The sequence below is a fragment of the Lacicoccus kunmingensis DSM 17847 genome (genome assembly GCF_059568765.1).
The window spans coordinates 56115-81691 of record NZ_JCANUC010000009.1 but is presented as its reverse complement, the minus strand read 5'-3'; the positions used below and the strand labels follow the sequence as shown (position 1 = coordinate 81691).

At 41.7% G+C, this 25577-nt stretch carries 27 protein-coding genes and 1 pseudogene; 3 read left to right on the top strand and 25 right to left on the bottom strand.

What is annotated here, in order from left to right; translation table 11 throughout:
• Nucleotides 1-182: 182 nt before the first annotated feature.
• The 6 genes and pseudogenes from BO48_RS10145 to BO48_RS10120 all read right to left on the bottom strand — a co-directional run.
• Nucleotides 183-497 (bottom strand): annotated as a pseudogene (locus BO48_RS10145) (toprim domain-containing protein); the annotation flags it as partial.
• A gap of 114 nt (nucleotides 498-611) precedes the next feature.
• On the bottom strand, nucleotides 612-875 hold the full coding sequence (locus BO48_RS10140) for a hypothetical protein (RefSeq protein ID WP_496367341.1): 264 nt from the start codon (nucleotides 873-875) through the stop codon (nucleotides 612-614).
• A 103-nt stretch (nucleotides 876-978) separates the two neighbouring features.
• The gene (locus BO48_RS10135; protein ID WP_496367339.1) at nucleotides 979-1557 is read right to left on the bottom strand and encodes an anthranilate synthase component II; all 579 of its coding nucleotides are present in this window, start codon (nucleotides 1555-1557) and stop codon (nucleotides 979-981) included.
• Nucleotides 1554-2957 carry an anthranilate synthase component I gene (locus BO48_RS10130; protein WP_496367337.1) on the bottom strand — a complete coding sequence of 468 codons (1404 nt, stop codon included), beginning with the start codon at nucleotides 2955-2957 and terminating at the stop codon, nucleotides 1554-1556. The genes BO48_RS10135 and BO48_RS10130 overlap by 4 nt, the downstream gene beginning before the upstream one ends.
• Nucleotides 2958-3538: 581 nt before the next feature.
• The gene (locus BO48_RS10125) at nucleotides 3539-4045 is read right to left on the bottom strand and encodes a ferritin (protein ID WP_496367335.1); all 507 of its coding nucleotides are present in this window, start codon (nucleotides 4043-4045) and stop codon (nucleotides 3539-3541) included.
• A gap of 125 nt (nucleotides 4046-4170) precedes the next feature.
• Complete coding sequence (locus BO48_RS10120) at nucleotides 4171-5370, bottom strand: PAS domain-containing protein (RefSeq protein ID WP_496367334.1); 1200 nt, start codon at nucleotides 5368-5370, stop codon at nucleotides 4171-4173.
• A 270-nt stretch (nucleotides 5371-5640) separates the two neighbouring features.
• On the opposite strand from BO48_RS10120, the gene BO48_RS10115 reads away from it, so the two are divergent.
• A complete protein-coding gene (locus BO48_RS10115; protein ID WP_496367333.1) occupies nucleotides 5641-5892 on the top strand; it encodes a hypothetical protein in 252 nt (83 codons plus the stop codon).
• A 47-nt stretch (nucleotides 5893-5939) separates the two neighbouring features.
• Here the strand turns inward: BO48_RS10115 and BO48_RS10110 are convergent, their stop codons facing one another.
• The 4 genes from BO48_RS10110 to BO48_RS10095 form a co-directional block, all read right to left on the bottom strand.
• On the bottom strand, nucleotides 5940-6338 hold the full coding sequence (locus BO48_RS10110; RefSeq protein WP_496367331.1) for a polyphosphate kinase 2 family protein: 399 nt from the start codon (nucleotides 6336-6338) through the stop codon (nucleotides 5940-5942).
• Nucleotides 6335-6805 carry a polyphosphate kinase 2 family protein gene (locus BO48_RS10105; RefSeq protein WP_496367330.1) on the bottom strand — a complete coding sequence of 157 codons (471 nt, stop codon included), beginning with the start codon at nucleotides 6803-6805 and terminating at the stop codon, nucleotides 6335-6337. Before BO48_RS10105 ends, BO48_RS10110 begins: the two co-directional genes overlap by 4 nt.
• 95 nt (nucleotides 6806-6900) lie before the next feature.
• Nucleotides 6901-7698: a YhfC family intramembrane metalloprotease gene (locus tag BO48_RS10100; RefSeq protein WP_496367328.1), complete on the bottom strand. Its 798-nt coding sequence runs from the start codon at nucleotides 7696-7698 to the stop codon at nucleotides 6901-6903.
• A 116-nt stretch (nucleotides 7699-7814) separates the two neighbouring features.
• The gene (locus BO48_RS10095; RefSeq protein ID WP_496367326.1) at nucleotides 7815-9323 is read right to left on the bottom strand and encodes an IS5 family transposase; all 1509 of its coding nucleotides are present in this window, start codon (nucleotides 9321-9323) and stop codon (nucleotides 7815-7817) included.
• Nucleotides 9324-9522: 199 nt separating this feature from the next.
• Between BO48_RS10095 and cls the strand changes: the two genes are divergently transcribed.
• Nucleotides 9523-11061 (top strand): cardiolipin synthase, encoded by a 1539-nt coding sequence (cls, locus tag BO48_RS10090; protein WP_496367325.1) that lies wholly within the window; start codon nucleotides 9523-9525, stop codon nucleotides 11059-11061.
• A 54-nt stretch (nucleotides 11062-11115) separates the two neighbouring features.
• Here cls and BO48_RS10085 read toward each other — a convergent pair whose 3' ends face one another.
• From BO48_RS10085 to BO48_RS10065, 5 genes are all read right to left on the bottom strand, one after another.
• Entirely contained in the window at nucleotides 11116-11832 is a 717-nt protein-coding gene (locus tag BO48_RS10085; RefSeq protein WP_496367323.1) for a 3-ketoacyl-ACP reductase, read from the bottom strand.
• 67 nt (nucleotides 11833-11899) lie between these two features.
• A complete protein-coding gene (locus BO48_RS10080) occupies nucleotides 11900-12580 on the bottom strand; it encodes a YjjG family noncanonical pyrimidine nucleotidase (RefSeq protein ID WP_496367322.1) in 681 nt (226 codons plus the stop codon).
• A 29-nt stretch (nucleotides 12581-12609) separates the two neighbouring features.
• Nucleotides 12610-13365: an arylamine N-acetyltransferase gene (locus BO48_RS10075; protein ID WP_496367320.1), complete on the bottom strand. Its 756-nt coding sequence runs from the start codon at nucleotides 13363-13365 to the stop codon at nucleotides 12610-12612.
• 19 nt (nucleotides 13366-13384) lie between these two features.
• Nucleotides 13385-14143, bottom strand: a complete 759-nt coding sequence (locus BO48_RS10070) for a metallophosphoesterase family protein (RefSeq protein ID WP_496367318.1) — start codon at nucleotides 14141-14143, stop codon at nucleotides 13385-13387.
• Nucleotides 14144-14182: 39 nt separating this feature from the next.
• On the bottom strand, nucleotides 14183-15016 hold the full coding sequence (locus BO48_RS10065) for an NHL repeat-containing protein (RefSeq protein WP_496367316.1): 834 nt from the start codon (nucleotides 15014-15016) through the stop codon (nucleotides 14183-14185).
• A gap of 165 nt (nucleotides 15017-15181) precedes the next feature.
• On the opposite strand from BO48_RS10065, the gene BO48_RS10060 reads away from it, so the two are divergent.
• On the top strand, nucleotides 15182-15988 hold the full coding sequence (locus tag BO48_RS10060; protein ID WP_496367314.1) for an aldo/keto reductase family protein: 807 nt from the start codon (nucleotides 15182-15184) through the stop codon (nucleotides 15986-15988).
• Nucleotides 15989-16069: 81 nt separating this feature from the next.
• Here the strand turns inward: BO48_RS10060 and BO48_RS10055 are convergent, their stop codons facing one another.
• From BO48_RS10055 to BO48_RS10010, 10 genes are all read right to left on the bottom strand, one after another.
• Nucleotides 16070-16948, bottom strand: coding sequence for a pyridoxamine kinase (locus BO48_RS10055; protein WP_496367312.1), 879 nt, complete (start codon nucleotides 16946-16948; stop codon nucleotides 16070-16072).
• A gap of 176 nt (nucleotides 16949-17124) precedes the next feature.
• A complete protein-coding gene (locus tag BO48_RS10050; RefSeq protein ID WP_496367372.1) occupies nucleotides 17125-18513 on the bottom strand; it encodes a CitMHS family transporter in 1389 nt (462 codons plus the stop codon).
• Between the two features lie 226 nt (nucleotides 18514-18739).
• A complete protein-coding gene (locus BO48_RS10045; RefSeq protein WP_496367311.1) occupies nucleotides 18740-19423 on the bottom strand; it encodes a response regulator in 684 nt (227 codons plus the stop codon).
• Nucleotides 19389-21020, bottom strand: coding sequence for an ATP-binding protein (locus BO48_RS10040; protein ID WP_496367309.1), 1632 nt, complete (start codon nucleotides 21018-21020; stop codon nucleotides 19389-19391). Before BO48_RS10040 ends, BO48_RS10045 begins: the two co-directional genes overlap by 35 nt.
• 300 nt (nucleotides 21021-21320) lie before the next feature.
• Nucleotides 21321-21713, bottom strand: a complete 393-nt coding sequence (gene rpsI, locus BO48_RS10035) for a 30S ribosomal protein S9 (RefSeq protein ID WP_092984601.1) — start codon at nucleotides 21711-21713, stop codon at nucleotides 21321-21323.
• A gap of 21 nt (nucleotides 21714-21734) precedes the next feature.
• The gene (rplM, locus tag BO48_RS10030; protein WP_496367307.1) at nucleotides 21735-22172 is read right to left on the bottom strand and encodes a 50S ribosomal protein L13; all 438 of its coding nucleotides are present in this window, start codon (nucleotides 22170-22172) and stop codon (nucleotides 21735-21737) included.
• A gap of 187 nt (nucleotides 22173-22359) precedes the next feature.
• The gene (gene truA / locus BO48_RS10025) at nucleotides 22360-23091 is read right to left on the bottom strand and encodes a tRNA pseudouridine(38-40) synthase TruA (RefSeq protein WP_496367306.1); all 732 of its coding nucleotides are present in this window, start codon (nucleotides 23089-23091) and stop codon (nucleotides 22360-22362) included.
• A 9-nt stretch (nucleotides 23092-23100) separates the two neighbouring features.
• Nucleotides 23101-23898, bottom strand: coding sequence for an energy-coupling factor transporter transmembrane component T family protein (locus BO48_RS10020; RefSeq protein ID WP_496367304.1), 798 nt, complete (start codon nucleotides 23896-23898; stop codon nucleotides 23101-23103).
• Complete coding sequence (locus BO48_RS10015) at nucleotides 23891-24751, bottom strand: energy-coupling factor transporter ATPase (protein ID WP_496367303.1); 861 nt, start codon at nucleotides 24749-24751, stop codon at nucleotides 23891-23893. Before BO48_RS10015 ends, BO48_RS10020 begins: the two co-directional genes overlap by 8 nt.
• Complete coding sequence (locus BO48_RS10010) at nucleotides 24748-25536, bottom strand: energy-coupling factor transporter ATPase (protein WP_496367302.1); 789 nt, start codon at nucleotides 25534-25536, stop codon at nucleotides 24748-24750. The genes BO48_RS10015 and BO48_RS10010 overlap by 4 nt, the downstream gene beginning before the upstream one ends.
• Nucleotides 25537-25577 lie beyond the last annotated feature (41 nt).

The window sequence follows — 25577 nt, the reverse complement described above, 5'->3', positions numbered from 1 at the left end:
ATTCTTATATGATTTTATTAGATAAATTTAAAGTCATAATGCACATAAATGCGAAGTTTTAGTCAATTATGTACAGTTATTTATTTTTGTACATTTAAAACAAGAGTTAAATATACTGTAATGATAAGCATGTGGATAAATATTAAAGTTATGTACATATGATTTTATAGAGATATTTCTTCATCTGTTGCGATGATGATTTCTCCAACATCTTTTCGTTTCAACTGCGTCTGTACCGATTTGAACTGCTTTGTCGTCTGCGGAATATGCGTCAGTTTCAAAGGACTCGGAAGCATCGGCAGCTCATTCAAGTCCCATTTCTGATATTTTTTATCGTAACGTTCCGGATCCTGAAGCGTCACCAGGTGACCAAGCGCCCACGTCACTATATAATTATTTCCTTCAAGAAAACCATTTCCTTTTTTACTGCATTTCAGTACACGGGCAATGTCCCGTGCCACTGAAGGTTTTTCAGCAAGTACTACACTCTTTGCCAAAATATTCATCCTCTCTCGTTCGTCCAATATATCTTTCAATTATACTTCTTTTAACAGATAGAATAAAGTTAAGGAAAAAAGACTACCCGAAATTGAGTAGTCTTTACAAAGTGATTATTTTTTTCCGCCTGCTTCATCCACAAATTGTTTTGCTTCTATAAGGGACATGCCGGTTTCGTCTCTGACGTATTTTACAGTTTTGACGTTACCTTCAGTCTTCAGTTTTTCTCTGACTTTGGCCTTCCACTCTCCCTTATTCTCATTGACTCTCAGTTTGCCGTTAATTTCTCTCAAGTGTTGCAGCTCTTTACGCTGAGCCATAATGATAAAAGCAGATGCTATTACAATGAAAGCAAGACCCACTGTCATGATATCCATTTAAAACTCTCCTCAGTCTGTACAAGTACTGTTGTCCTCTATACCTTGCACATTCGATATATTCCATTATATGAATTATACCATTCCTGCACAGGACACTCCATTATCGTACGGCAGTATATTTCGGTTTTTTCACTGCTTCAATAAAATTCCTGATGATCTCTGTGCCGTGTTCGCATGCGAACGATTCCGGATGGTACTGTATACCGTAATGCGGCATAACGAGATGTTCAAATGACTGGATGGAGTCTTCCGTTTCTCCAGTCACTTTCAAATCTACGGGAAATGTTTCCCTTTCACTTACAAGAGAATGGTACCTCATAATTCCGATTGTTTCACCGAGCAAATTATACAATACCGAGTCACCCAGCACTTTCATTTCATCCATCTTACCGTGTTTGACAACAGTGCCTTCTACAACTTCACCACCGTAATAGGCTGTCAGCGCCTGGGAACCGAGACATATGCCGAGTATCGGCATGTCCCTGTAATTTTCGATAATATCAATAAGATGATCATTATCCAAAGGATGGCCCGGGCCGGGGGAAATCACGACACCATCCACATCCAGGGACAGCACGTCTTCATCGTCCGGGTATCTGACGATGACATCATCAAATGCTTCTATCATATCAATCAGGTTATAAGTGAATGAATCATAATTATCTATTACAAGTATCATGGCTGCACCTCCAGCAGGCTTTTGACTTTCAATTTTGTTTCTTCCAGCTCTTTTTCAGGGACTGAATCATATACAACGCCACAGCCCGCTTCCACATTGACATATTCCTCATCGACAAGCATTGTACGTATCGCAAGCGCAAAATCAAGCTCCTGGTTACAGTTGATATAGCCGACACCGCCGGAATATATTCCACGCTTCTCAGGTCTCACTTCGTAAATACGTTCAATCGCCCTGAGTTTCGGGGCGCCGGATACAGTGCCTGTCGGAAGCAGGCTCGTTACCACATCTATAGGGGAGATATCCTTTTTCACTTCACCGGTGACGACGCTGACAATATGCATGACATGTTCGTATCTTTCAATTTCCATTAAGCGGTTCAGCTCCACACTGCCCTGTTCACTGACACGGTTTACGTCATTACGTCCGAGATCGACAAGCATTCGGTGTTCACTGAGTTCTTTTTCATCGCTTGCCAATATTTCAGCATTCTTTATATCCTCTTCAACGTTCTTGCCTCTTTTAATCGTTCCGGCAATCGGGTTTGTAACCACTTTGCCTTTTTGTACTTTGACAAAACTTTCAGGGGAACTGCCGACAATGATCGGATCGTCCAAATTCAAATAGTACATATATGGACTCGGATTCTGCCTTTTCAAGTTTTTATACAGCTGGAAAGTGAGGGGGTTTTTATTTTCTTCGAACCCATGCTTATACTTATATATTCTGGAAGGCACAGCCTGGAACATGTCGCCTTTTTGAATCAGTGATTTAAAATATGACACTGTATTTATAAAATCACTTTCAGTTATATTCGTCTCTATTTCCCGGGTAATATTTTCAAATGCGATTTCACGATGATACAGCCTGATTGACTTGATTTCTTCCACCATATTGTGAAGACGGTCTTCAAGCTCGGAAGCAGTGACACCTGAAAATAAATTCGATGTAATGATATGGATTTTCTCTTTATAATGGTCAAAGATATACACACTTTCCACCATATAGAAGAGCAGGTCATTCGTCGTGTTTTCGACTTTTATTTCCTGAAGTTTTTTAAACGCATGACGCACAAGATCAAAACTGCAGCTGCCGACAAAACCGGAAACGAAGGGCAGGTCAGCGAGCACCGGATCATCAATATCCGCTTTATATTTGTTGAGCAGCACTTTAAGTTCCTCGTATGGATCCTCACTCTTCTTGAAAATCCTGTCCGGATACTCGATGGTTAAAGTATCACTGTCCAACGCCACTTTCCCATAATAATCAAAAGCGACGATCGAGTATCTGCCTTTCATTTCATGCTGTGAAGCACTTTCAAATATCACTTTCTTCTCCCGCATCTGTGCCAGTGCTTCCGGTGTAAATTCTGCATTCAATGTTTCATATATAATATACATCCCAATTACCTCCATTTGATATAAAAAAATAAGCCTCCTCACAATAGGACGCTTACACGCGGTACCACCTAAATTGGGACTGATAAAAATCCCCGCTTGACGATTATATAATTTTGCACCGACAAAACCCATTTCATTCAATATCCATGCCAGTTCACATCCACCACTGACTTTCTGCAACTATAAAATATTGAACTACTAATTTTCATCTGAATAAAAAAACACCACAGCAACACATCCAAATAAGGACGCGTCACCGTGGTGCCACCTTAATTAACAAATTAATGTTCACTCTTGATCAATCAATTATATTTTAAAATCTGTCCAATTCACAAATATCATGTGCTGATTTTCATCGGCCATCAGCTTTCTTTGGCTACAAAATATATTTGCTACTGAATAGTTAAAATATATAGGGATTTAAGTAATAAGTCAACCTTAAATATCAGAATCTTTAAATATTGATTTTAAAACCGCCGCAAGGGTCGATAAAAATGACTATTATCAACAGTAAATTCATCTTGAATCAGAGCAATAAAAAAGCGTCAGAAAGCCATTATAAACTCTCTGACGCTTTTCTTCTATTCTTCAGGCACATCAAATTGTCTTTTTGCCATTTCCTGCTCATATACATAGAGCGCATTGCCATCGTCTTTCAATCTCTCTAAATAATCGATGTGCGTTTCGAATGTCGCTTCTTCTTCAACTTGTTCATCCAGGAACCATCTGACAAATGACAACGTCATATGTTCCTTGTCCTCTGTTGCGATATCAGTAATCTGATAGAAATTTTTAGTCACTGTACGCTCCTGCTCAAGACCTTTTTTGAAAGTGTCCAGAAGTGAATCGTATTCGTTTTCGGGTTCAGGTATGCCTTGGAATTTTGCGTGAACGCCACGGTCATTTAAATAATTATAAATTTTCGTGCCATGGTATCGTTCTTCTTTAGCCTGCTGCTTGTAAAAATTCGCAAATCCATCGTAGCTGCGGTCCTCACAATAAGAAGCCATTGCCAAATATTCATGGGCTGCCGCATATTCATGGTTCATCTGATCAATTAAAGCCTGCTTTAATCTGTCTGATAACATATATAGTACCTCCCTTTCTTACAACCATTATAAATAGTAATGAGTATAAATATCAAAGAATAGGGGCTGATTATTAATAACTATTCTAATTTGGAAAGCTATCTTTTCAAATACAATCATGATTTTTACTTGCTCACATTTCTCTTCATCTCGCTGGGCAGCTCGAAGAAGCCTTGGATATCCTGTACATACTCAAGTATGCCCATAAATTCATCATCTTCGTCAAAAACCGCTTTATAAGTGATGTGTATGTATTTGTCCTTAGTTTTAAACCACATCGTTTCAGTCTCTTTGACCCTGTTTTTCAAGTCCCGGATGACATACATTACCTTCTTCAAGCTCTTTGGCGGGTGGCAGTTCGCAACATTTCTCCCGACGGACAAAGGTGTTCTGATGAACATCATTTCTGATGATTCAACAATGTTGTTGAAATATTTGAACAAACCGTTTTTATCGACAAAAGTGATCTCCACCGGCAAATTATTGAGGATCAGGTTCGCTTCCCTTGTTGTCAGGTAGCCCCCGCCAAACTGCAGCTGCTCCGTATGATTCAGCGGTTTGACCCTTTGGCTGCCGACATAGTTGCGGTACTTGCCGATCAACTCTACAGAATAGCCGAATGCTGAGCTTTCCTCGGCGATGGCAAGCCAGTCTCTTTCCTTAAATAATATTTGTGTAATCGGTATGATCAGGAAATCCTCTTCAAAAATCATTTCTTCACATTTTGCCTTCAAGTCATCAAAAGTCCTTCTGATATTACGGAATTCTATACTGTCAATTTTCTGAAGGCGGTTGAAAAGCCCTTTTATCAACAGACGGATCTGGTCATGCTTTTTCCAAACTGTCCGGGGCAGCGGATAGATGCCGTACCTTTCAAGTATTGGAAAGTATAATTTTTCCTTGCGGTTAAAATGACTGTTTATCTCCCCCAGCCTTTTCGCTTCAGCAATCAGCGTATCGATCAAATTCTCCTCACCGTTTTCAACATCATCGATTAGCAGTTCGATAATATTTAATGAGTCCGACAGGAGATAATTCTCTTTTCTCAACACGTGGAGCGGATGATTCGGATCCTCGCTTATATGAATTTCATTTACATCGTGACCGTACAAATAGTGATGAATCTCAAAAAATTCTTGTATGTCGTATATCGTAATATCTTTATCTGTGTGATGCACCTGCAGTATCGCCTTAAAAACATCAATCAGATCCAGCTTTTCCACCTGACTGCTGTAATCTGATTTGATACTGTCAATCGGCTCGCCTTCATGAACTCTTTTCAGCAGCGTCCTTATACTGTTTACGTCTTCCATTATTTTAGACATCAAATCACCTCATACTTATAATTTTCACGCCGTACACTAAACACATATATATAATACATCTATTATATATTATTTAATCTTCTAATAATGGATTTTTCATGAAATTTAACAAATTCATCACTTCTGGAGTGATCTTGATAAATAAGCCCCCTTTACAAGAGGAAGGAAATATTAACTATAACTGCAGCACCCTATTGATTACAGGCAATTTTACACCGTGTTTTTTTATGTTAAAATAAGGAACATACAGTTTAATTGGAGGTGCAATTTTTGAAGAAGTTTTTACTGTTCATGATTAGCTTTGCACTATTATTTCTTGTACTCCAAACCGCATCCGGAATGGTTATTACAACGATGTATCCAGCGGGGACGGGTGACGCATGGAGTCAAAGCGCACTTCTCCCACAGGAAACAATGGTTTCCGGCAGCATACTCACGCCTGTCATCACTTTATTCACCGGTTTGATTGCTGCGGCAGCCGCTTACTTTATCCAGAAGAAATCTTTCCGCAGTATAAATTAATATACAGTTCAACCCCCTTCCAATATGGAAGGGGGTTGTATCACCATTTATTCTTTTTCCAGCTTATCAATATAATCTTTCAGTTCCTTTTCCTTATCTTTGCTGATTTTCGGAAAGCCAGGATTGATTTCTTTCAGTTTCTCATTCATCACTTCCGTGATTACTGCTCTTGAAAACCATTCGTTATCTGCGGGGAGAACATACCACGGTGCATGGGTGCTGGATGTATTGTTGAGCACGTCATCAAACACCTTTTGATAATCATCCCAGTATTCGCGTTCTTCCACATCATTAAAAGAAAATTCCCATTGCATATCTTCATTTTTCATACGGTTCAACAGTCTGTCCTTCTGCTCATCTTCTGAAACATGAAAGAAGAATTTGATGACATGAATATTGTTTTCCACCAAATACTTTTCATAATCATTGAGCTGACGGTATCTCATCTTCCATATATCTTCTTTTTTGCACCGGGCGGATATTCATAGTCATCTATATCATCGTGTACCTGTTTTACAATCACTTCTTCATAGTATGAGCGGTTCAAAAGAGATATTTCTCCCCTTGCCGGGAGTCCGTCGTGCATCCGCCATAAATAATCATGTTTCTTTTCCGTTTCACTCGGTTTGCCAAAAGAAGTTGTCCGCAGGCCCTGTGCGTTTAAATTCGAAAAGACGAAGCTGATTGCCTCATCTTTACCTGTAGCATCTAGTGCCTGGAGAACAACCATAATGCCCGATTTGCCTTCGGCAAACAGTTTCCGGTGCAGTGCTTTCAATGTTTCCACAAGTTTCGGGATAGATTCTTTTTTAATATCCTGTTCAGACTTGTCCAGATTGAGAAACGTGGGATAGTCTTTCAATTTGAATTCTTTTGTCGCAGGTACTTTGTAGTCATTGGTATTTATTTTCATTCAGAAACCACCTTGTGTTCATATTGGTATCAACGTGACTTATTATTCCACGATAAAGTAAATATGAAACATCAATACAAACACCCAGAAACGGATTAATACTCCCGCCTCTGATCAGTGGCTCCTGTATCCGAATTTTTAATACCGGTCTTGTAAGCAAGCCAAAGGGTAAGGATTGTCATCACTGTAAAGCCGCCGTACATCACCCATATGTTTGTCAAGAGACCCGCCTGCATCATCGCTGCCGTCACATTTGTCAGAGCATGCAGAACAATGGCAAGCGGAAACAACCACCACTTTCCTTTCTTCATCACTGCCGCCCAGACGAGTATTGAAAGTGCAATGTGTACTGTAATGGCAATGACCCGTTCAACAATTGAAAGAACATACATATAGAGCGGCGTCCCTGTCAATGCTTCCGCTGTACCCGGAGGCAGAGTCTCCGCTATCGTTCCGCCGCTGTTGATCATTATCCCGATAATGATCGAGTTCAGCATACCGAGTCCGACAATGATAATTGCCTCAATACCGCCGTGCCCGATACCATATGATACTGCTGAATCGACAATTTTATATTTCCGTTTCATCAAGAGGAATGCAAAGAGCCGGCCCGTTTCTTCAAAAATTCCCGCAGCGAGCACACCGTAAAGCACGTAAAGCCAGGGCGAGTCCACAATTAATGGAATCGAGCCGTCCACTTCAGGCTGCAGTACGAACATATGTGTAACCTGTTCAAGCACCATCGCAAACAGGATGAAGATTCCCGCACCGATAAGAATCGGCACCCATTGAATTTTAAATCTGCGTCTCAGTACCAGTATGAAAATGAAAGGCAACAGCACTGACAGCAGCCCTGCCACACCCATTACAATCAATGTTCCTGTCGGTATCATATCCCAATCCCCCGCTCATTTTAATTATTAATTTTATTATACCAATAATATCAATCTGATTTTATTCATCATTAAGTTTTTCAGTAAATAGGGTTTACTGAACATCTCAAAGTTCATCAGTGAATCACAGGTTCTATCCTGTGATTCACTCGGAAACAGAACACGAAACGAAATAAAAAAGAGAAAAAAGCATCCCGGAGGACCTTTCCGATGTTCATGACCAGGAAGTTGAGGGCGATTACGGTCTCACTGGTCTTTTGAAGGCATGCGGAAATACGGCCCAGCCCGTAGCGGCGCTTGCCTTCTCCAAATTTGCCCTCGATGGCATTACGTTCCGATGCATCCTGGTATTCGATGCGTTTTTGGTCGGCATTGATCTGTGCATCTTTGGCCGGGCGACCGAGTTTCGGCCCGCTCAGGCGAATGCCGTGGGTTTGACAGTATTTGCGGTTCTCCCGCGTGCGGTAGATCGTATCCGCCAATACAGCTTCCGGGTAATGACCATAGCGCTGTCTGTACTGTTCAACCGAAGCTTGGAGGCCTTTTCCTTCGTGATACGGATCCCATGACAGCACATCCAGAAATGCATAACCATCCACCAGACTCACCGACAATTTGGCCCCGAATTCGACCGGTGCATTCATCTTGCCACGGACAATCGGACGCACATGCGGCTGGCGGATACTGACGATGCGATCGTCGATGCCGGCCGTCTTTTCTTCAAACATCTTGTCTTGTTGGCGGTGTAATTCCTGGATGACCAGGAGGTCGCGGTACTGGCTGGGACTCAGGGATGCCAGTCCGTTTTTGTTGGCGAGTGTGGCGACATGTTTCAAATTGCGCTGCACATATCTCAACTGTTGATGGATGCCGTTTCGGATTTTATCTAGCCCGGGCCGGCGCTGTTTAGCGACCGCCAGATATTGCTTGCGCGCCTTTTTGCGGTATGTACGCGGTTTGGCCTGTTGGCTCACAAACGGCGCATGGAGGGTGTCGATCATCGCTTCCAGTTTTTCTCTGGCGGTATTCAACAGTCTCAGATCGGTCGGATATTGAATGTCGGCGGGGGCACACGTCGCATCCAGCATCAATTTGCCCTGGTTGGGTGATGACTGCTTGGACTGACTGTCACTGCCATCGCCAGCCGGTGGCGGCGGTGGATTATGATCCTCATCGTTCTCTGGCGTGTCGGTTGTATCATACGGTTCAGATTCCGCCGCCTGCTGCATCTCGACCATCCGTTCATTCAGGGTGTTGATATAATGGGCATCGAACCGTTTGCGGAAATGGGTCATCGCAGACGCCTCGAATGGCGGCTCGTCCTTAAAAGCTTCGAGCCCGAGGAAATACTGCATATATGGATTCTCCGTCACAGTTTCGACGGTCTCTTCATCACTGAGCCCGAGTGTTTCCTTGATGATCAGCGCGCCAAGTGCAAGGCGGGCCGATTTCGCGCGGCTGCCCTGATTGGTGTCTCCAAGCTGTTTGATATATCCCGACTCGACTTCTGCCCAGGGAATGAGGGACGCCATACGAACCCAGCGGTTGTCGGGGTTCAGCTGGCCTTCGAATGGCAGGAAAAAGTCCTCGGGCATGATCATCTGGTTCTGATTGTGTGTATACATAAGGGAGTCTCCATCCACAATATTGGTTGGTTCCATGATAAATGACTTTGCATCTGATTTCGACAAAAACGAGTATGAACCGCATTAAATCAAAGGGAATTTAATTTTCAGCAAGCCCTAAATATATTTACTCTTCCCGGGATCGGGTAAATATATTGTATGGACGAATGTCATTAACAACAGTTTTGGAGGGAACAGCATGGCTAAATTATCAGAGCTAATTTTTAAACGTTCTATTTTGCTGGCACTTTTCTCTGTTATACAGCTTTTGATCATCATTGTACTCAGTCTTTATTTAAGTATCATCATGCCATATTATTTTACAGTCATGACTTTCCTCTCCTTAACTGCAGCGCTTGTAATCATCAATGAGGACATTAACCCCTCTTATAAAGTCAGCTGGCTGATTGTGATTATGCTGTTTCCAATTTTCGGTTTGATTCTTTATACATTTTTCAGGGACAACCGTTTAAAAAGCAAGGAAAAGAAACGCTTATACTACACCACCGGTAAAATAAAAAACAATGTTCATAAAAATGAAGCAGTCTTGGAATATTTGAGAGACACCGATTCACAAGCCTACCGCCAGGCTGAATATATCGCTGCCAACTTCTTCAGTACCCCTTCCAATGACACCGGTTCAACCTACTTCTCCCCCGGGGAATTGCTTTTTGATTCAATGAAAAAAGATTTGAAGAAAGCTGATCACTATATATTTATCGAATTTTATATTATAGAAACCGGCAGGATGTGGGATGAAATCTTAGAGATTTTAAAAGAGAAGCGTGAAGAAGGTGTGGAAGTGCGTTTAATATACGACGATATAGGTTGTATTCTACGTCTGTCTGATAAGCATATTAAAGAATTGAATGATATCGGCATACAGACCGCTTCATTCAATCAGCTCGGTCTTAAATTTTCAATCGGCTACAACTTCAGGGATCATCGGAAAATCGTTTCAATTGATGGACGTATCGCTTATACCGGCGGTATTAATATCGGGGATAATTATATTAATACGGAGGACCAGGATATTTACTGGAAAGACAGCGGTGTACGCGTAGAAGGCGAAAGCGCCTGGAGTTTATCAACAATGTTCCTGTCCATCTGGGAATTTTTCGTCGGTGACGATGACGATTATGCCAAATACAAACCTGCCTTCAAACATTCAGACAATGTTATTCCATCGAATGGCATTGTACAGGCATTTTCAGACGGTCCTATTACTGCAGAGCTGATGACTGAGAATATATTTTTAAATATGATTTATTCCGCCAAAGATTATATTTATATTAAGACACCTTATTTAATTCCGGGAGATAAGATGAAATCCGCACTGACCGTCGCTGCAAAATCCGGCATCGACGTCCGCATCATGATGCCCGGCGTCCCGGATAAAAAGATAGTCAACGAAACTTCAAGGTCATATTATGCAGACCTTGTTTCAAAAGGTGTGAAAATATATGAATACACACCAGGATTCATGCATGAAAAGGTCATAATCGTTGATGATATTTACGCAGTAAACAGTACCGCCAATATGGATTACAGAAGTATGTGCCTCAGTTTCGAATGTGGTCTGTGGTTTTACAAAGCCCGAATCATCGAATCCATGAAAGAGGACTTCACTCAGTCATTCAAAGAGAGTAAACTGGTGACAATGGAAGACATCAGAAAGGTACCTAAGTATAAAAGACTTTCGAGAGCAGTGTTCAGATTATTCTTACCGTTAATGTGATAAAAATAATGCGTTGTCCGTTATTGAACGGACAGCGCATTTTACTTTTACCTATTAAGGGTTGTTGGACCATAATCCTGCATGTTTCAAAACAACACGCGGGTTCAATTTCAGCTGGGCCACGATCAGCTCAGCCAAGTCTTCAGGTTGCATGACCTTTTCAGGGTTACCGTCCGTCAGATCAAGTTCGACAGCCATATCTGTCGCCACCGTGCTCGGTGTCATCGTCGCGACACGTATATTCTTCTTACGCACTTCCATCATCAGTGATTCACTCAAGCCGATGACTGCAGCTTTCGATGCAGAGTAGGCACTTGTGATTGGTCCGCCCTTCTGCCCTGCAGTGGATGAGATATTGATGATATCTCCTGTATTGCGCTCGATCATTTCAGGCAGTACCGCACGTGTCGTATAGAACACACCATTGACGTTGACATTGATGATGTTCGTCCATTCCTCCGGAGTCAAATCCATGAAGCCTCCGAATTTTGAAATACCTGCGTTATTCAGCAGAATGTCGATCGGTCCAAGTTTTCCGCGGATGGACTCCACCGCTGAAGTGATGGCTGCCATATCCGATACATCCGCTGTTGCCACTGCCGTTTTAACGTCATAGCTTTTAAGCTCTTCCTGTACTTTTTCCAGGTTTTCCATCGTGCGGCCGACAAGACCGATGTTGACGCCTTCCTCTGCAAGTGCAATCGCCGTCGCACGGCCGATGCCGCGTCCCGCACCTGTAATCAATGCTGTTTTACCGCTTATGTTTTGCATGTATAAATCTCCTTTACCTCTTATATTCCATTAATGATTTTAGCATGATTTGCATATATAACATAACTTAGACTTTCAAAATACCGGCAAGATCATTTAAATGGCTGATTTCCATGTCCGCTTCAACTTCAGATTTGTTTTCCAGACCGTAGGGATTATACCAGCACGATTCAATCCCTGCGATATTTGCTCCCGCAATATCGGAGTCCAGACTGTCACCCACCATCAAAACTTCAGATGTTGCAAGAACAGATCTGTTCAGACATTCTTTAAAGTAATTGATATCCGGTTTTGCATAGCCGATATCATCTGAGACAAACAGATCAGTGAAGTACTTTTTTAATCCTGCCAGCTGCAGCCTGTTCTCCTGCATTGACAGTACACCGTTGGATGCGGCATAAATTCCATAGTCCGCAGACAGCCTTTCAAGCAATTCTTCAATGCCGGGCTCCCTGATACATTGCTCCCCGAGTGATTGTCCGAAGTTTATCTTGAACTGATCGCTGTCATAGTCGAGTCCAAGCTTTTCTTTGAGCTGTACGAAACGCACATTAAGGACTTCATCGACACTCAATTCATTTCTTTTCTGCTTTGCCCACAAGCCTTCATCAATCTCATTAAACACCTCATAAATGTTTTCAACAAATTCCAGTTCCATCTCTGAAAATGTTTTTTCCAATGCACCTTTGCTGCATTGTTTAAAATTGAATACCGTATCATCGATATCCAGAAAAATAGCCTTATACATGTTGATGCTCCTAACTGTTTATGACTTCACTATAAAGCAGCGTCCAGCCTGTCTATTTTGACGTCCAATCCAAAGTAATCCTTTAATATTCCAGTATAATTTTCAGCATTCACTTCAATCTTCTCTTTTACACCATACTTGGTGAGTGTAAGATGATTTTCAGACATCGATGCCCGGCCGTATTCCTTCGGCATCGTAATGATCAGTTTCTTAACGAAGATGGAATCCGGATGATGCTGATTATAATCAAGGTTATCGTAAAACGCCTCCGTCTTTCGCGGAGTGAAACGGCCTTTATATAAAGTTTCAAACACATTATCCTTTTCTTTCTGCACTTCAAAACCATCATCGGTCTCAATCGCGCGGAATCTGCCGCCTGTGACATCTATGACTACTGCATCTTCTGCAGGTCGGATCGGCATCGCACGGGTCGGCAGATCTCCAAACCCTACATCCGCCACATACAATTCATCCGCCCGGACAAGCGTCGACATGTGGCTCCCCTCCGGCGACCACCCCGTCGGGCTTTTCACTGTGGCCGATACGCTATAGGCATCAAAGCCCTTTTCATTTAAATAGTATTTGAACAAAGTATTCATCTCATAGCAGAAACCACCGCGTCCAGGGATGATTATTTTGTCGAATAAATCCCCAATTTCCACTGAAATAGGGACTTTATTCTGCACATCTATGTTCTCAAAAGGTACACGGTTCATATAGCTTGAGATGAAACTATCCAGATTATCATCGGGATAATCCAGAAATTCATCTATTTCCTGAATCATATTACACCTCCTGGAAGTTTTAGCCTTTTAAAGCTGACCGCCGTGAAACACTTTCAATATAAAATCCCGTTCCGGTACATTCAGCCTCCGGTAAGATTCTAAAAAATGACCGGTTATCATAGGCAGTTTCCTTAAGGCTGACATTAAACTGATTTTTATTCAGACTGACAACAGCGTAACGTGCCGTCGGCTGATCATTGCAGCCGAGTGCACCCGGATTTAAGTACGTACTGTTTTTCCCCTTGAAATAATGGACAGGATGGTGGTGGCCAAAACATATGAGTGATTCATCATGGGTCATAAACAACCTTTCCATATTTTCAAGAGACGGCTCGACAAGTGAACTGAAAGGGTCCGCACTGATCGGGGCTTTCATCTTCCCTCTTTCGATATGATAATGGGTAAACAGAACATCATTATCGCCTAATTGTTGATTTATCGTACGGGGTAAATCCCTTAATTTTTCTATATAGGATGCATCCATTCTATCCAGTATCCACTGATGATGAATTTTAACATTTGGATGGGTGGCCGGATGCTTATCCGCATCGGCTAAAGCCAGCACCGCTTCATTATGATTCCCGGTTATCATCGAAACATCTGTTCTTGAAAATAACATGTGGAGCACTTCATTGGAATCAGGACCGATGCCAATCATATCTCCTAAACAATATATATGTTCAATATCTCTTCTCTTATCAATTTCTGAAAGTGCCGCTTCTAAAGCCGGTGCATTTCCATGAACATCGGTAATTATTGCGATTTTAATGATCCACACCGCCTTTTTATATAATGAATTTCTATCTGATAATGCATGCTACATACGTATCATCTTCGTCAGTCCGTCAGGCAGCATCTCTGTTATATAAATATCGCCATGCTCATCGACAGTGACACCATGGCCGAATGTTCCAAAAGTCCGGCATCTGCCGGCGAATTTATCATCAGGGCCGAAAACATGCAGTGACGGCACCTGGTCGGTGACATATATCAATCCGTCTTTATCCTGACATATATCCATCGGGTGAAAGACATTCGACAACTCCTTCAAATAGTTCCCGTTCTGGTCGAAAATCTGGACTCTGTTATTCTCACGGTCGGTCACCAGCACCCTCTCTTTCTGATCAACCAAAACTGCATGAGGTGTGATGAAACTGCCTATCTCTGTACCGAGTGCTCCCCAGGTATTGAGCCATTGCTCTGATTGATTAAAATGATGGACATGGGCATTCCCGTAACCGTCAGATACAAAGAAATCCCCTTCTTTTGTAAAGGATATATCTGAAGGATGATTGAAAGGCTCACCGATATTTCCTGGGTTATATTTATCCCCTATAGTTCGGAGCATCTCTCCATGTTTGTTGAATACAACGATCCTGTGGTTGTCCCGTTCAACAACGAAAACTTCTCCCTTCGGGCTGAAGTCAAAATAGTGGGCATCTGTGATTTCTGGATTGCTCCACTGATCTACGAGTTTTCCGTCCGTGTCAAAAACAAGCATGAAAGGATGACTTCTCTGCAGAACGTAAATATATCCGTCTTTATCACTGGCTACAGCTGAAACATTATTGATGTACTCCTTAGCATCATCCGCCCACTTACTGTCCACTTTATATTTTCTATCACCTAATCTGAATACCATGTCAGTCATAATTAATCACTCCTGAACAGAATCATCTAGTAATCACTATTATACCTTTACATCCATTCTACCAAAAAAGGCCAGCTCATTCTTCGGGGGGACACAATGGAACAGATTGATTGATTCTCCATAAGGGTATAGCTAATGTGAGACTCATAGGCTAGGAGCATTCCAATGAAAAATATTAAATTGAACGATAATGTTGAAATACCGATTATAGGGAGCGGCACAAACACTTACGGTAAAGAAGGCAATAAATTCCCAGGCGCCTTAAGAGGCGACACTGAAGAAATAGACTGGACAATCGAAAACGGTTACCGTCATTTCGACTCGGCGCAGTTATACAACAATGAAGAAGTCGTCGGGGACGGTCTGAAGAAATCCTCACTCCCGAGAGAAGCGTTCTTTATTACTACGAAACTGAACACCATGGAAGGTTATCATGGTGCAGACTGGGCCCATGCAGAGATTGAGAAGAGTCTGGAGAAGCTTCAGACCGATTATTTTGATACATTCCTGATTCATTTCCCGTGGGATAATAATGATGAGATTCTTGAAGCATGGAGTATCCTGGAAGACTACTATGAACGCGGCGTATTCAAAACAATCGGTTTGTCCAATTTTGAGAAAGAACATCTTGATCTGATACTTGAGCACGGCAAAGTCAAACCGGTTGTCAACCAGATCAAATCCAATGCCGGTAATTGGAACGATCAACTGATCGACTATAATAAAAAGAATGATATCGCCACAATCGCGTGGGGACCGCTCGGCGGAATCGAAGGTGATGCCGAAAAAGTCCTCGATGAAATCGGCGGCAAGTATGACAAAACACCCGCCCAGGTCGTTTTGCGCTACCAGATTGAACGGGATGTCATCGTCATTCCGAAGTCCCACAACAAAGACCGCCAGGCACAAAGCCTGGATATTTTCGACTTTGAACTGACGGAAGAAGATCGCAAACGCATCAATGCGTTATAAATACGAATCAATGCGTTAAATGGCAAACATAGGGGCCGGGGAAAATCCCGGCTCCTCTTTGTATGAACCCACAATATCCTTCTAGGCGTTCAGCATATTTATAATTTCCTTATCCGACTGTTCGTTATACAATTGCCCGATCAGATAAGGAATATCCGTTTCAAACTGCACCCCGTAGCGGATTTCTTTGTTGGACGCGTTCGTCCTCCTGATCACTTTATTTATATAAACCACTGCAATTTCCATCGCACGATGTACAGATTTTCCCTGAAGCATCAAACCGGCAACCACACTGCTGAACAAATCGCCTGTGCCTTCAAAATGACCTTCTATGAATGGTGCATACTTTACATCGAATCCTTCATTGGAATAATTGAAACTCGCTGCACCCATCTGGTCTTCTGTCTTTACACCTGTGATGATGACATGTTTCTGATTGATTGACGCCATATCATGAATGAGCTTCGAAATGTCTATATCATCAATTGATTCAAATTCCGTCCTGGTCAAAAATGCCGCTTCTGTAATGTTTGGAATGATGATGTCTGCACGCGCACTCAGTCTGCACATCTCATCAACATATTCTTCTGTGAAACCGTCATACAGTTCACCGAGATCCGCCATCACAGGATCCAGAACGAATAAACCATCCTCATTCAAAAATGTCTCCACTATTGCACGGCTGCGTCTGATCTGTTCCACCGAGCCCATATAACCAACCAGCACGCCGTCAAAAGTTCTGCCCAGCTCCTGCCAGTGTTCGAGAATTTTGTCACTTTCCTCTGTCAGATCAAGGTATGTGTAATCCTCAAAACCTGAAGTCGTATGGGTGCTGAGTAAAGCTGTCGGCAGCACATTCACTTCGTTGTTCAGAACACTGAGAATCGGCTGGGCAACATTCATTGATATACGGCAGCTGGCGGAAATATCCTGAATCACTAATACACGCGGTTGGTACACTGATATCACTCTTTCACTGTTAATTAACACTTATCATTGTAACAAATCAAGTGCACAGGTACTATTCATAATTTTTCTGTAAACGTGTATAAAAATGGCGCAAATGTTCTTTATAATGAAGCCACCACAACTCATCAAAAGGAAACATTTGCGCCTATGAAAAATATTATAATATCTTAAACACTGATGATGCCAAATATTACAGCTACAACAATCAATACGAGGCTCAGTCCCCATAGCCAGAAAAATGAATAACGAATATGTTTACCCATTTCCAATCCTGATAATCCAAGCGCCAGCCAAACTGCCGGTGCTAATGGACTGATAAACGTACCTACGATATTTCCTATAATCATGGCATAAGCAGTTGACAGGGAATCGACTCCCACTGTCGAAGCTATCTGCTCTATAATCGGGAATAATGCGAAATAATAAGCATCCGTACTTAACAGCATGTCAAAAGGTATTCCCAAAAAGCCGACAATCAGATGAATATATACTGTTACTGATTCTGGAAGGATCGTTACGAAATCAGTTGCTATCGCATCCAGCATACCTGATCCTGTAAGTACCCCTAAAAACAGACCGGCCGCAAGTATAATACCCGCCATTGTCAACGCACTTGGTGCATGGGCACGTATCCTTGCTGTTTGATCTGTGACATTTGGATAGTTGATCAGCAATGCAACAGCGACTCCCAGCATGAACGCAAGGCCTGATGGAACAAGACCTGATACAAGAACACCGATCACAGCAAGAGCTAAAATCAGATTGACCCAAATAAGCTTCGGTCTTTCCAGTGAATTTCCATGTACATCGGTTTCTCTACTTTTTGGTTGATCAGCTTCTTCATCATTTCCTTCGGATGACTCTCCCGGAACCATTGCAGCATCAACCACTCCGTATCTCTTTTCAATTTTGCGCTTTTCTCTGAACCCAAGAAAAATAGCAAGCCCTACCATTAAAAGTAAACCTACAATTTGAACAGGAATCAGCGGCTGCCAAAGCTCATTTGGATCCATTCCCAGTACAGAAGCAGCACGTCCGAGCGGTCCTCCCCACGGGACCATGTTCATAATCGCCGCGCTCCCCGCTATCAGTAAGAGAAGTAAGTAAGGATTCATCTTCAATCTTTTATATAACGGCAGGAGCGCCGGTATTGTTATAAGAAAAGTCGATGCTCCTGAACCGTCCAGCTGACCAACCATTGCAATCAGCACTGTTGCCACGGCAACTTTTACTACATTACCGCCTGATAAAGATATCATTTTATTAATTATCGGTTCAAAAAGACCGGCATCCTGCATAATTCCAAAGAATATTATGGCAAATATGAACATGACCACCACATTCATAACCTGAGCAATACCATCTTCAAAAAATACGCCAATTTCCACAATACCAAAACCGGCGATTAAAGCACCGATGACCGGCAGAATAATCATTATAATAACTGGCGAGGTTTTGTTCCAAATCAATAATGCCACGATGGTTATAATTGTTAAAATCCCTATTAAACTAAGACTCATATTCTTTCCTCCTGTTAATAAAACTTTCCCATTAATGAACACGCTTTCATTTATAACAAAAAATTATTATGCGCTTTGTAATGAATTAATCAAACATTAAAAAATCTTATTAACATCGTATAACATAACTCAGTCTATGTAATGTTATGGATTTATTGTTTTTTAAAACTACTTTCAGTAATTTTTTTGGTTTTTATGAACAAAAAACATAATGGCTGTAAACCATTATGTTAATAAAGAACTTACTTGTATTTGAATTGCTTTACCCTAATAAATATTTACGCTCTGGGCGCCCCACTGCTCCATATTCCACCTCTGAACGGCACTTGCCTATGGAAATCAAATATTCCAGATATCGTCTTGCTGTCGTTCTGGAAGCCCCCATTTTCTCACCTATTTCCTCTGCAGACAAACCGCCCTGACTGGTCTTAAGGACCTCTAATATATTATGAAGGGTGTTGGCATCGATACCCGTTGGCAGCATCTGTTCATTTTCTCTTTTATGTTCCTCTGAATTCTTAAACAGCTTGTCCACAACATCTTGATTTACTTCTTCTTTATTTTTTAATAAATTCCTGTCTTTAAGGTATTGCTCTATTGTATTTGTAAACCGATCAATTGTAATAGGCTTAATTAAATAGTTTTGCACACCGTGCCGCATTGCTCTTTCCACGAATGTTTTATCCGTCGCTGCTGTAATCATAATAATATCAACGTTTTCATAATTTTGGCGGATAGTCGGAATGATGTCTGTTCCCAGTTGATCCGGCATATAAACATCAAGCAGCAGCAGATCGACCTCTGTGGTATCTAGAAGCTCAAGAGTTTTCTCGGCATTTAAGGCTTTTCCGACAACCTCTATACCGGAGATCTTTTCAAGAAACTTTTCATGAACATCGGCTACACGATAATCATCTTCTGCGATTGCGACCTTTAACGTCTCCATTGTCGTTACCCTCCCATTTTCGTTCTTTAGGTAAGTATACCGTAAACACTGAGCCCTCCCCGACTTCACTTTGAACTTCAACCAGTCCACCAAGTTGGGTGACGGTTTCATGAACATTTGAAAGTCCATAACCTCTTGGGTCACGGGATTTCTTTTGTGTGAAATCTCTGTTAAAAAGAAGCGGCATGTTTTCTTCGGAAATACCAGTTCCATTATCATGGACTTCAAAAATGATATCATTCCCAAGATCTGTAGCAAAAAACGTCACATATGAATGTTTCTGATTCTCAGCAACAGCTTCAAACGCATTATCTAAAAGGTTCCCAATGATTACTATAAGGTGCGTCAATTCGATATGATTGGGCAGCGTTTGCAGGGAACTGTTTGAATCGATGTCAAAGTCAATTTTTTGTTCGGATGCTTTCCCCATTTTCCCCAAAATTACGGCTTGTATCTTTGTGTCCTCAAGCTGATTGAAGAGAATACGATTTTTAATCTGTAAATCTGTCGTTTCATTCTGTATCATATGAACAGCTTCGTCGTATTCACCCAACTGCAATAAACTCGATAATACATATAATTTATTTGTAAATTCATGGGTTTGCGCACGTAAATCTTCCGAGTAACTCTGTACTTCGGAAATGGTATTGAGCATCTGTTCAAATTCAGTTTTATCACGGAATGAGGCGACAACCTCCTTCACTTCATCTTTATGAAATATCGGCGTCTGGTTTACAATCAATGTCTTATCTTCCAATAACAATTCCTGGTCCATTTGGGGTTCCCCCGTTTTAAAAACCTGGCGAGAATCGGAGCCGGGCAATAAGTCTTCGATTTTGGAATCCTGAAAACTGCCCTCTACATTCAACAGTTTTCTGGCGGGCTGGTTCATCATCGTTATCCCGCCATCTATGTCATATGACAAAATACCTTCTCTGACTGATTGCAGGATGGCATCCCTTTCTGTGTATAATTTGCCTATTTCATAAGGTTCCAGACCCATTGTGTCCTTGCGGATATTCCTCGACAGCATGACACTGCCTACAATGGCGATTAAAAATACAATAATTGATTGGTAGATCACATTAATCACATCATCAAAGATCCGCTCTTGAATATCTTCCACAAGGAACCCGACTGACACAATCCCGATAATTTCACCATCCTGATCAAAAATCGGTGATTTCCCTCGAAGCGAGGGGCCTAATGAGCCGTCTGCCCTTGAAATATAATATTCACCTTCCTCAAGCGCCCGATGATTATCTCCCCCGACCATCTCCTCGCCGATTCGTTCAGGCCTGGTGTGGGAGTACCGAATACCATCTTCATCTCCTATAACAATAAACTCAGCATCTATTTGTTTTCTAATTCTTTCCATAGCCGGCTGAATCACTTGTGCGGGGTCGTCTGTTTGAAAAACCTCTGTCAATTCAGGCATAAAAGAAATCGTCTTAGAAATTTTTAATGCCGTCTGTCCCCTTTCTTTCTCTATATCCTTTGCCTCAGAATAAGAAAAAGAAGCTGTTAAAATAATAATGACAAAAAATATAAGTGATAATACCAGAATCAGTATTTTAGTCTGCAATGATACTTTCAAAGGCTTCAACTTCCTTTAACATTTAAATGATCTTTCTAATGACTTTTATTTATAAATGATACTCTTTCTCTATAACTCTGACCTGATTCTATTCCTTTAGAATCAAATACTGTAGTGCACATAGAGGATATAATTTAATTTTAAATCATCAACAGTTTTACTTCTATATCAGTTATACTATTTTCTCAAACACTTTTCCAAATGTGCTCTTTTAACTAGATAATGCCCTGTCATTAACACTGCTACCAAAAAAAGCACTCCCCATCTTCGGGAAGTGCTTTTCCATATATAAAACATATATTAACGTTTTGAGAACTGTGGTGATTTACGGGCTTTCTTGAAGCCTGGCTTCATACGCTCTTTCATACGTGGGTCACGTGTTAAGAGGCCAGCTCTTTTAAGTGGACCACGGTACTCCGGATCTGCTTCCAGCAATGCTCTTGCAATTCCGTGACGGATTGCCTGTGCCTGTCCTGTGAAGCCTCCACCTTTAACGTTGACCAGTACATCGTAGTTACCTTCTGTTTCTGTAACTGCGAACGGCTGGTTTAAATCCAGGATTAAGCTTTCAAACGGAAGGTATTCTCTCATATCACGGCCATTTACCGTTACATTACCTTCTCCTGGTACTAAACGTACACGTGCTACTGCGTGCTTACGACGACCTGTTCCATAATATTCTACTTTAGCCATTTAATCAATTCCCTCCTAATCTTATCCGCGAAGCGTATAGCTTTCTGGTTGTTGTGCTTCATGTGGATGCTTGTCTTCTGCATACACAAAAAGTTTGCCTAACTGTTTACGTCCAAGTGAGTTTTTAGGTAACATGCCTTTGATGGATGTTTCTAATAAACGCACAGGGTTTTTCGCTTTTAATTCACCGGCTGAAATTGATTTCATATTACCGACATGACCTGTATGTCTGTAATAGATTTTATCCTGTTCTTTGTTACCAGTCATTTCAATTTTACCTGCATTAAGAATAATTACATAATCACCAGTATCTACATGTGGTGTGTAAGTTACTTTATATTTACCGCGCAGGATAGATGCAACTTCTGAAGACAGACGACCAAGTGTCTCACCTTCAGCATCAATAACATACCATTTGCGCTCAATGTTTGCTTCATTTGCCATAAATGTCTGACGCATTATTTTTCCTCCTGATTCACACTATATTTCCCTTTAAAATAAAAAAATCTCGCTTTTTTCTATATACTCTTCACAATAAGTTTCCGGGGCTTATCATGGGAATGATATAAAATTATACCGTTAATTATAATACTACTATATTGAGTATTTGTCAATATTAATTACTAATTCAGTTACTTTTTATCGCTCATTCAAAATACACTTTTTCTAAATAAAGTCCTTCCGCCGGCGCGGTTCTGGGTACAATCGTCCGGTCTTTCTTTGAAATGATCTCTTCAGTCGCCGCTGCTCTTTTTCCGGCGCCGACCTGAACAACGTAGGCAACCATGATTCTCACCATATTGTAGAGAAATCCGCTGCCCGTGATGACAAAGTCAAAGCCGTCCAGAGTCTCTTCGATTCTGAATTCAGAAATGTTCCGGACTTTATTTTTAATCTCAGCTTTTGCACTAGAGAAACTCGTGAAGTCATGTGTACCGATGAAAGGGCGCATGGCTTCCTGCATCTTTTCTTGATCCAACCGGTTCGGGTAGTGGGTTTTCAGACCGAAGTAGAACGGATTAACCGCTTCTGTCGTATATATCCTGTACCTGTATGTCTTACCTTTTGAATGGAAGCGGGAATGAAAGTCCGTGGAGACCTTTTTCACTCCCTCGATATTCAAATCATCGGGCAGGATCCTGTTCAAAATGTACTGCCACTGAGCCGGTTCAATATTCAGTTCCGTATCGAAATGGCAGTATTGCTCTAATGCATGAACACCTCTGTCTGTACGAGATGACGGATGGATCCGGACAGAGGTCTTATGCATTTTCTTGAGAGCTTTCTCTATGACACCCTGGACTGTCCTGTAATGATGCTGGTACTGGAATCCATGAAAGTCTTTTCCGTTGTAACTGAGCTTGAGTAAAATTCGCATTTACCCGCTTCACATCCTTACTAAAAATAACATCATACCAAAGAGTATAATGATGATGATTGCTATCGTATCCTTGACTCCCCACTTCAGTTCACGATAGCTCGTTCTGCCTTCTTCACCCTTATAGCCGCGAACTTCCATGGCGACCGCCATTTCTTCAGCTCTTTTAAATGCGGAGATGAAGAGCGGAATGAAAATCGGAATGAGTGCATTGACCCGTGATTTCAGCTTACCTGTCATAAAGGTCGAGCCTCTTGCACTCTGTGCCTTTATAATCTTCTCCGTCTCATCCATCAAGGTCGGTATGAATCTCAAGCTGATTGAAATCATCATCGCAAGTTCATGCATGGGGACTTTTATTTTCTTAAGCGGTGCGCCAAGACTTTCAATAGCGTCTGTAAGCTCTATAGGACTCGTTGTCAGCGTCAAAATCGTTGTGATGATTAACAGCATCACCAGCCGGATGGTAATGTATATACCGGTTATGACACCTTCAGAGTCTATTTGAATAAAACCCCACTCGAATAATGTGGTCCCGCCTCTTGTGAAAAATATATGCAGCAGAAAAGTAAATATCAAAATGAAAAATAACAGCTTTAATCCATTGAATAGAAAGAAGATATTGATCTGTGCAATCCTGATCACTGCAAGCATGAATAAAATCAGCAGTAGATAACCCAGCCAGTGGTTGGCAAAAAATACGACAATCATAAAGAACAGCACCGAAATTATTTTCGCCCTCGGGTCCATCTGATGGATGAAACTGTTACCCGGGATATAACGTCCAAGCAGCATATTACTAAGCACGTCTATCCCTCCATTCCTTGTAGAGACTGATAAATTCATCAGTATTGCGAGGCATCCTGCTGAACTTCACACCTTTTTTACTGACATCATGAGAAAGTCTCACAATATCCGGAATCTCAAGATAGTGATCGGTCAGCAGTTCTTCATCCGTTAAAATATCGAGTGTCCTGCCTTCTTTGATCAGCTTTCCCGAACTGAGCAGTTTGACTTCGTCCGTATATTCGAATACATCATTCATATCGTGGGTCACAAGTATGATGGTGATATTGAACTCCTGCTGGATTTGTTTAAACAGTTTCATCGTTTCGATATGACTTTTCGGGTCGAGTCCGGCTGTCGGTTCATCAACAATCAGAACTTCCGGCTCCATCGCAAGAATACCTGCAATCGCGATTTTACGCATTTGCCCGCCGGACAGATCGAATGGTGACCTCCCAACCTGATCAAGAGGGACACCGAGCAATGATAAATACTTTTCAGCTCTTTTTTGTGCATCTTCCTGAGAAAGGCCCATGTTCAAAGGCCCGAACATTACATCTTTTAAGATCGTCTCATCAAATAATTGATGTTCCGGGAATTGAAAAACCATACCCACATGCTTTTTCACCTGGTGGATGACTTTCTGTTTAGTCTTTTTTCTGAGCATCAGGTCTCCGACCCGGACATCGCCCTTTGTCGGCAGAATCAGTCCGTTCAGATGCTGGATCAAAGTCGACTTTCCGCTGCCTGTCCGTCCAATCACGGCATAATACTTGCCCTGTTCGAAAGTCGTTGTCAGTTCATCCAAAGCGACGTGTTCAAAAGGGGTCCTGTGATGATAAATACTGGTCAGTGCATTCACTTCGATATTCATAGTTCATCCACCAACTCATCATGTGTAACATACTCACCCTTTAGAAGTGCCCGGGAAACCTGCATCTGATAAGGGAGTACCAGCCTGCTTTCAATCAACGTGTCGGTATCACTGAAAATATGTTCAATCGACCCTTGATTCAGCACTTTTCCGTCTTTCATGATGACAGCATAATCACTTTTTTCAATCTCACTCAAATCGTGTGTGATATAGATTAATGTCGTTTTTCTTAAGCCGTGTATATCATCCAGAATATTTAAAATGTCCTTGCGCCCTTCCGGATCAAGCATCGAGGTCGCTTCATCCAGAATGAGCACGTCAGGTTCCATCGCAAGTGCGCCTGCGATTGCCACACGCTGCTTCTGGCCGCCAGACAGCCTCGCCGGTGCATGTTTCCTATAGGACAGCATATTGACAGCATTCAGCGCAGCCTGGGTCTTTTCAATCATCTCTGAGCGCGGCAGTCCCTGATTTTCAAGGCCGAAAGCGACATCATCTTCAACCGTCGCACCGACAAACTGGTTGTCGGGATTTTGGAATACTATGGCAAATTTTTCACGGTATTCGGCAATATTATGTTTAGTCAGTTTATTGCCCCGTATGAGTATCTCTCCGTCATATTCTTCCAGGATGCCCATCATTATTTTGACGAGGGTGCTTTTTCCTGAACCGTTATGTCCGATGATTGAGACCCAGTCCCCTGATTTAAATGATAGAGAAACATTATCAAGCACTTTAGGGGAGGCTGCCTGATACTGATAAGTTAAATTGTTAATTTCTATCATTTTCTCCACCACCATTTTTATGTAAAAAAAGCGCGTACCCT

What these genes read in the sequence shown, in the direction of transcription:
- BO48_RS10075 (WP_496367320.1), bottom strand. Translation starts at nt 13,365, where the DNA reads ATGATTCAGGAAATAGATGAATTTCTGGATTATCCCGATGATAATCTG.
- rpsI (WP_092984601.1), bottom strand. Translation starts at nt 21,713, where the DNA reads ATGGCTAAAGTAGAATATTATGGAACAGGTCGTCGTAAGCACGCAGTA.
- BO48_RS10015 (WP_496367303.1), bottom strand. Translation starts at nt 24,751, where the DNA reads ATGAATATCGAAGTGAATGCACTGACCAGTATTTATCATCACAGGACC.
- BO48_RS10110 (WP_496367331.1), bottom strand. Translation starts at nt 6,338, where the DNA reads ATGAGATACCGTCAGCTCAATGATTATGAAAAGTATTTGGTGGAAAAC.
- BO48_RS10120 (WP_496367334.1), bottom strand. Translation starts at nt 5,370, where the DNA reads ATGTCTAAAATAATGGAAGACGTAAACAGTATAAGGACGCTGCTGAAA.
- BO48_RS10085 (WP_496367323.1), bottom strand. Translation starts at nt 11,832, where the DNA reads ATGCAAAACATAAGCGGTAAAACAGCATTGATTACAGGTGCGGGACGC.
- BO48_RS10095 (WP_496367326.1), bottom strand. Translation starts at nt 9,323, where the DNA reads ATGTATACACACAATCAGAACCAGATGATCATGCCCGAGGACTTTTTC.
- truA (WP_496367306.1), bottom strand. Translation starts at nt 23,091, where the DNA reads ATGCGAATTTTACTCAAGCTCAGTTACAACGGAAAAGACTTTCATGGA.
- BO48_RS10135 (WP_496367339.1), bottom strand. Translation starts at nt 1,557, where the DNA reads ATGATACTTGTAATAGATAATTATGATTCATTCACTTATAACCTGATT.
- BO48_RS10105 (WP_496367330.1), bottom strand. Translation starts at nt 6,805, where the DNA reads ATGAAAATAAATACCAATGACTACAAAGTACCTGCGACAAAAGAATTC.
- BO48_RS10140 (WP_496367341.1), bottom strand. Translation starts at nt 875, where the DNA reads ATGGATATCATGACAGTGGGTCTTGCTTTCATTGTAATAGCATCTGCT.
- BO48_RS10065 (WP_496367316.1), bottom strand. Translation starts at nt 15,016, where the DNA reads ATGACTGACATGGTATTCAGATTAGGTGATAGAAAATATAAAGTGGAC.
- cls (WP_496367325.1), top strand. Translation starts at nt 9,523, where the DNA reads ATGGCTAAATTATCAGAGCTAATTTTTAAACGTTCTATTTTGCTGGCA.
- BO48_RS10100 (WP_496367328.1), bottom strand. Translation starts at nt 7,698, where the DNA reads ATGATACCGACAGGAACATTGATTGTAATGGGTGTGGCAGGGCTGCTG.
- BO48_RS10060 (WP_496367314.1), top strand. Translation starts at nt 15,182, where the DNA reads ATGAAAAATATTAAATTGAACGATAATGTTGAAATACCGATTATAGGG.
- BO48_RS10080 (WP_496367322.1), bottom strand. Translation starts at nt 12,580, where the DNA reads ATGTATAAGGCTATTTTTCTGGATATCGATGATACGGTATTCAATTTT.
- BO48_RS10045 (WP_496367311.1), bottom strand. Translation starts at nt 19,423, where the DNA reads ATGGAGACGTTAAAGGTCGCAATCGCAGAAGATGATTATCGTGTAGCC.
- BO48_RS10130 (WP_496367337.1), bottom strand. Translation starts at nt 2,957, where the DNA reads ATGTATATTATATATGAAACATTGAATGCAGAATTTACACCGGAAGCA.
- rplM (WP_496367307.1), bottom strand. Translation starts at nt 22,172, where the DNA reads ATGCGTCAGACATTTATGGCAAATGAAGCAAACATTGAGCGCAAATGG.
- BO48_RS10010 (WP_496367302.1), bottom strand. Translation starts at nt 25,536, where the DNA reads ATGATAGAAATTAACAATTTAACTTATCAGTATCAGGCAGCCTCCCCT.
- BO48_RS10125 (WP_496367335.1), bottom strand. Translation starts at nt 4,045, where the DNA reads ATGTTATCAGACAGATTAAAGCAGGCTTTAATTGATCAGATGAACCAT.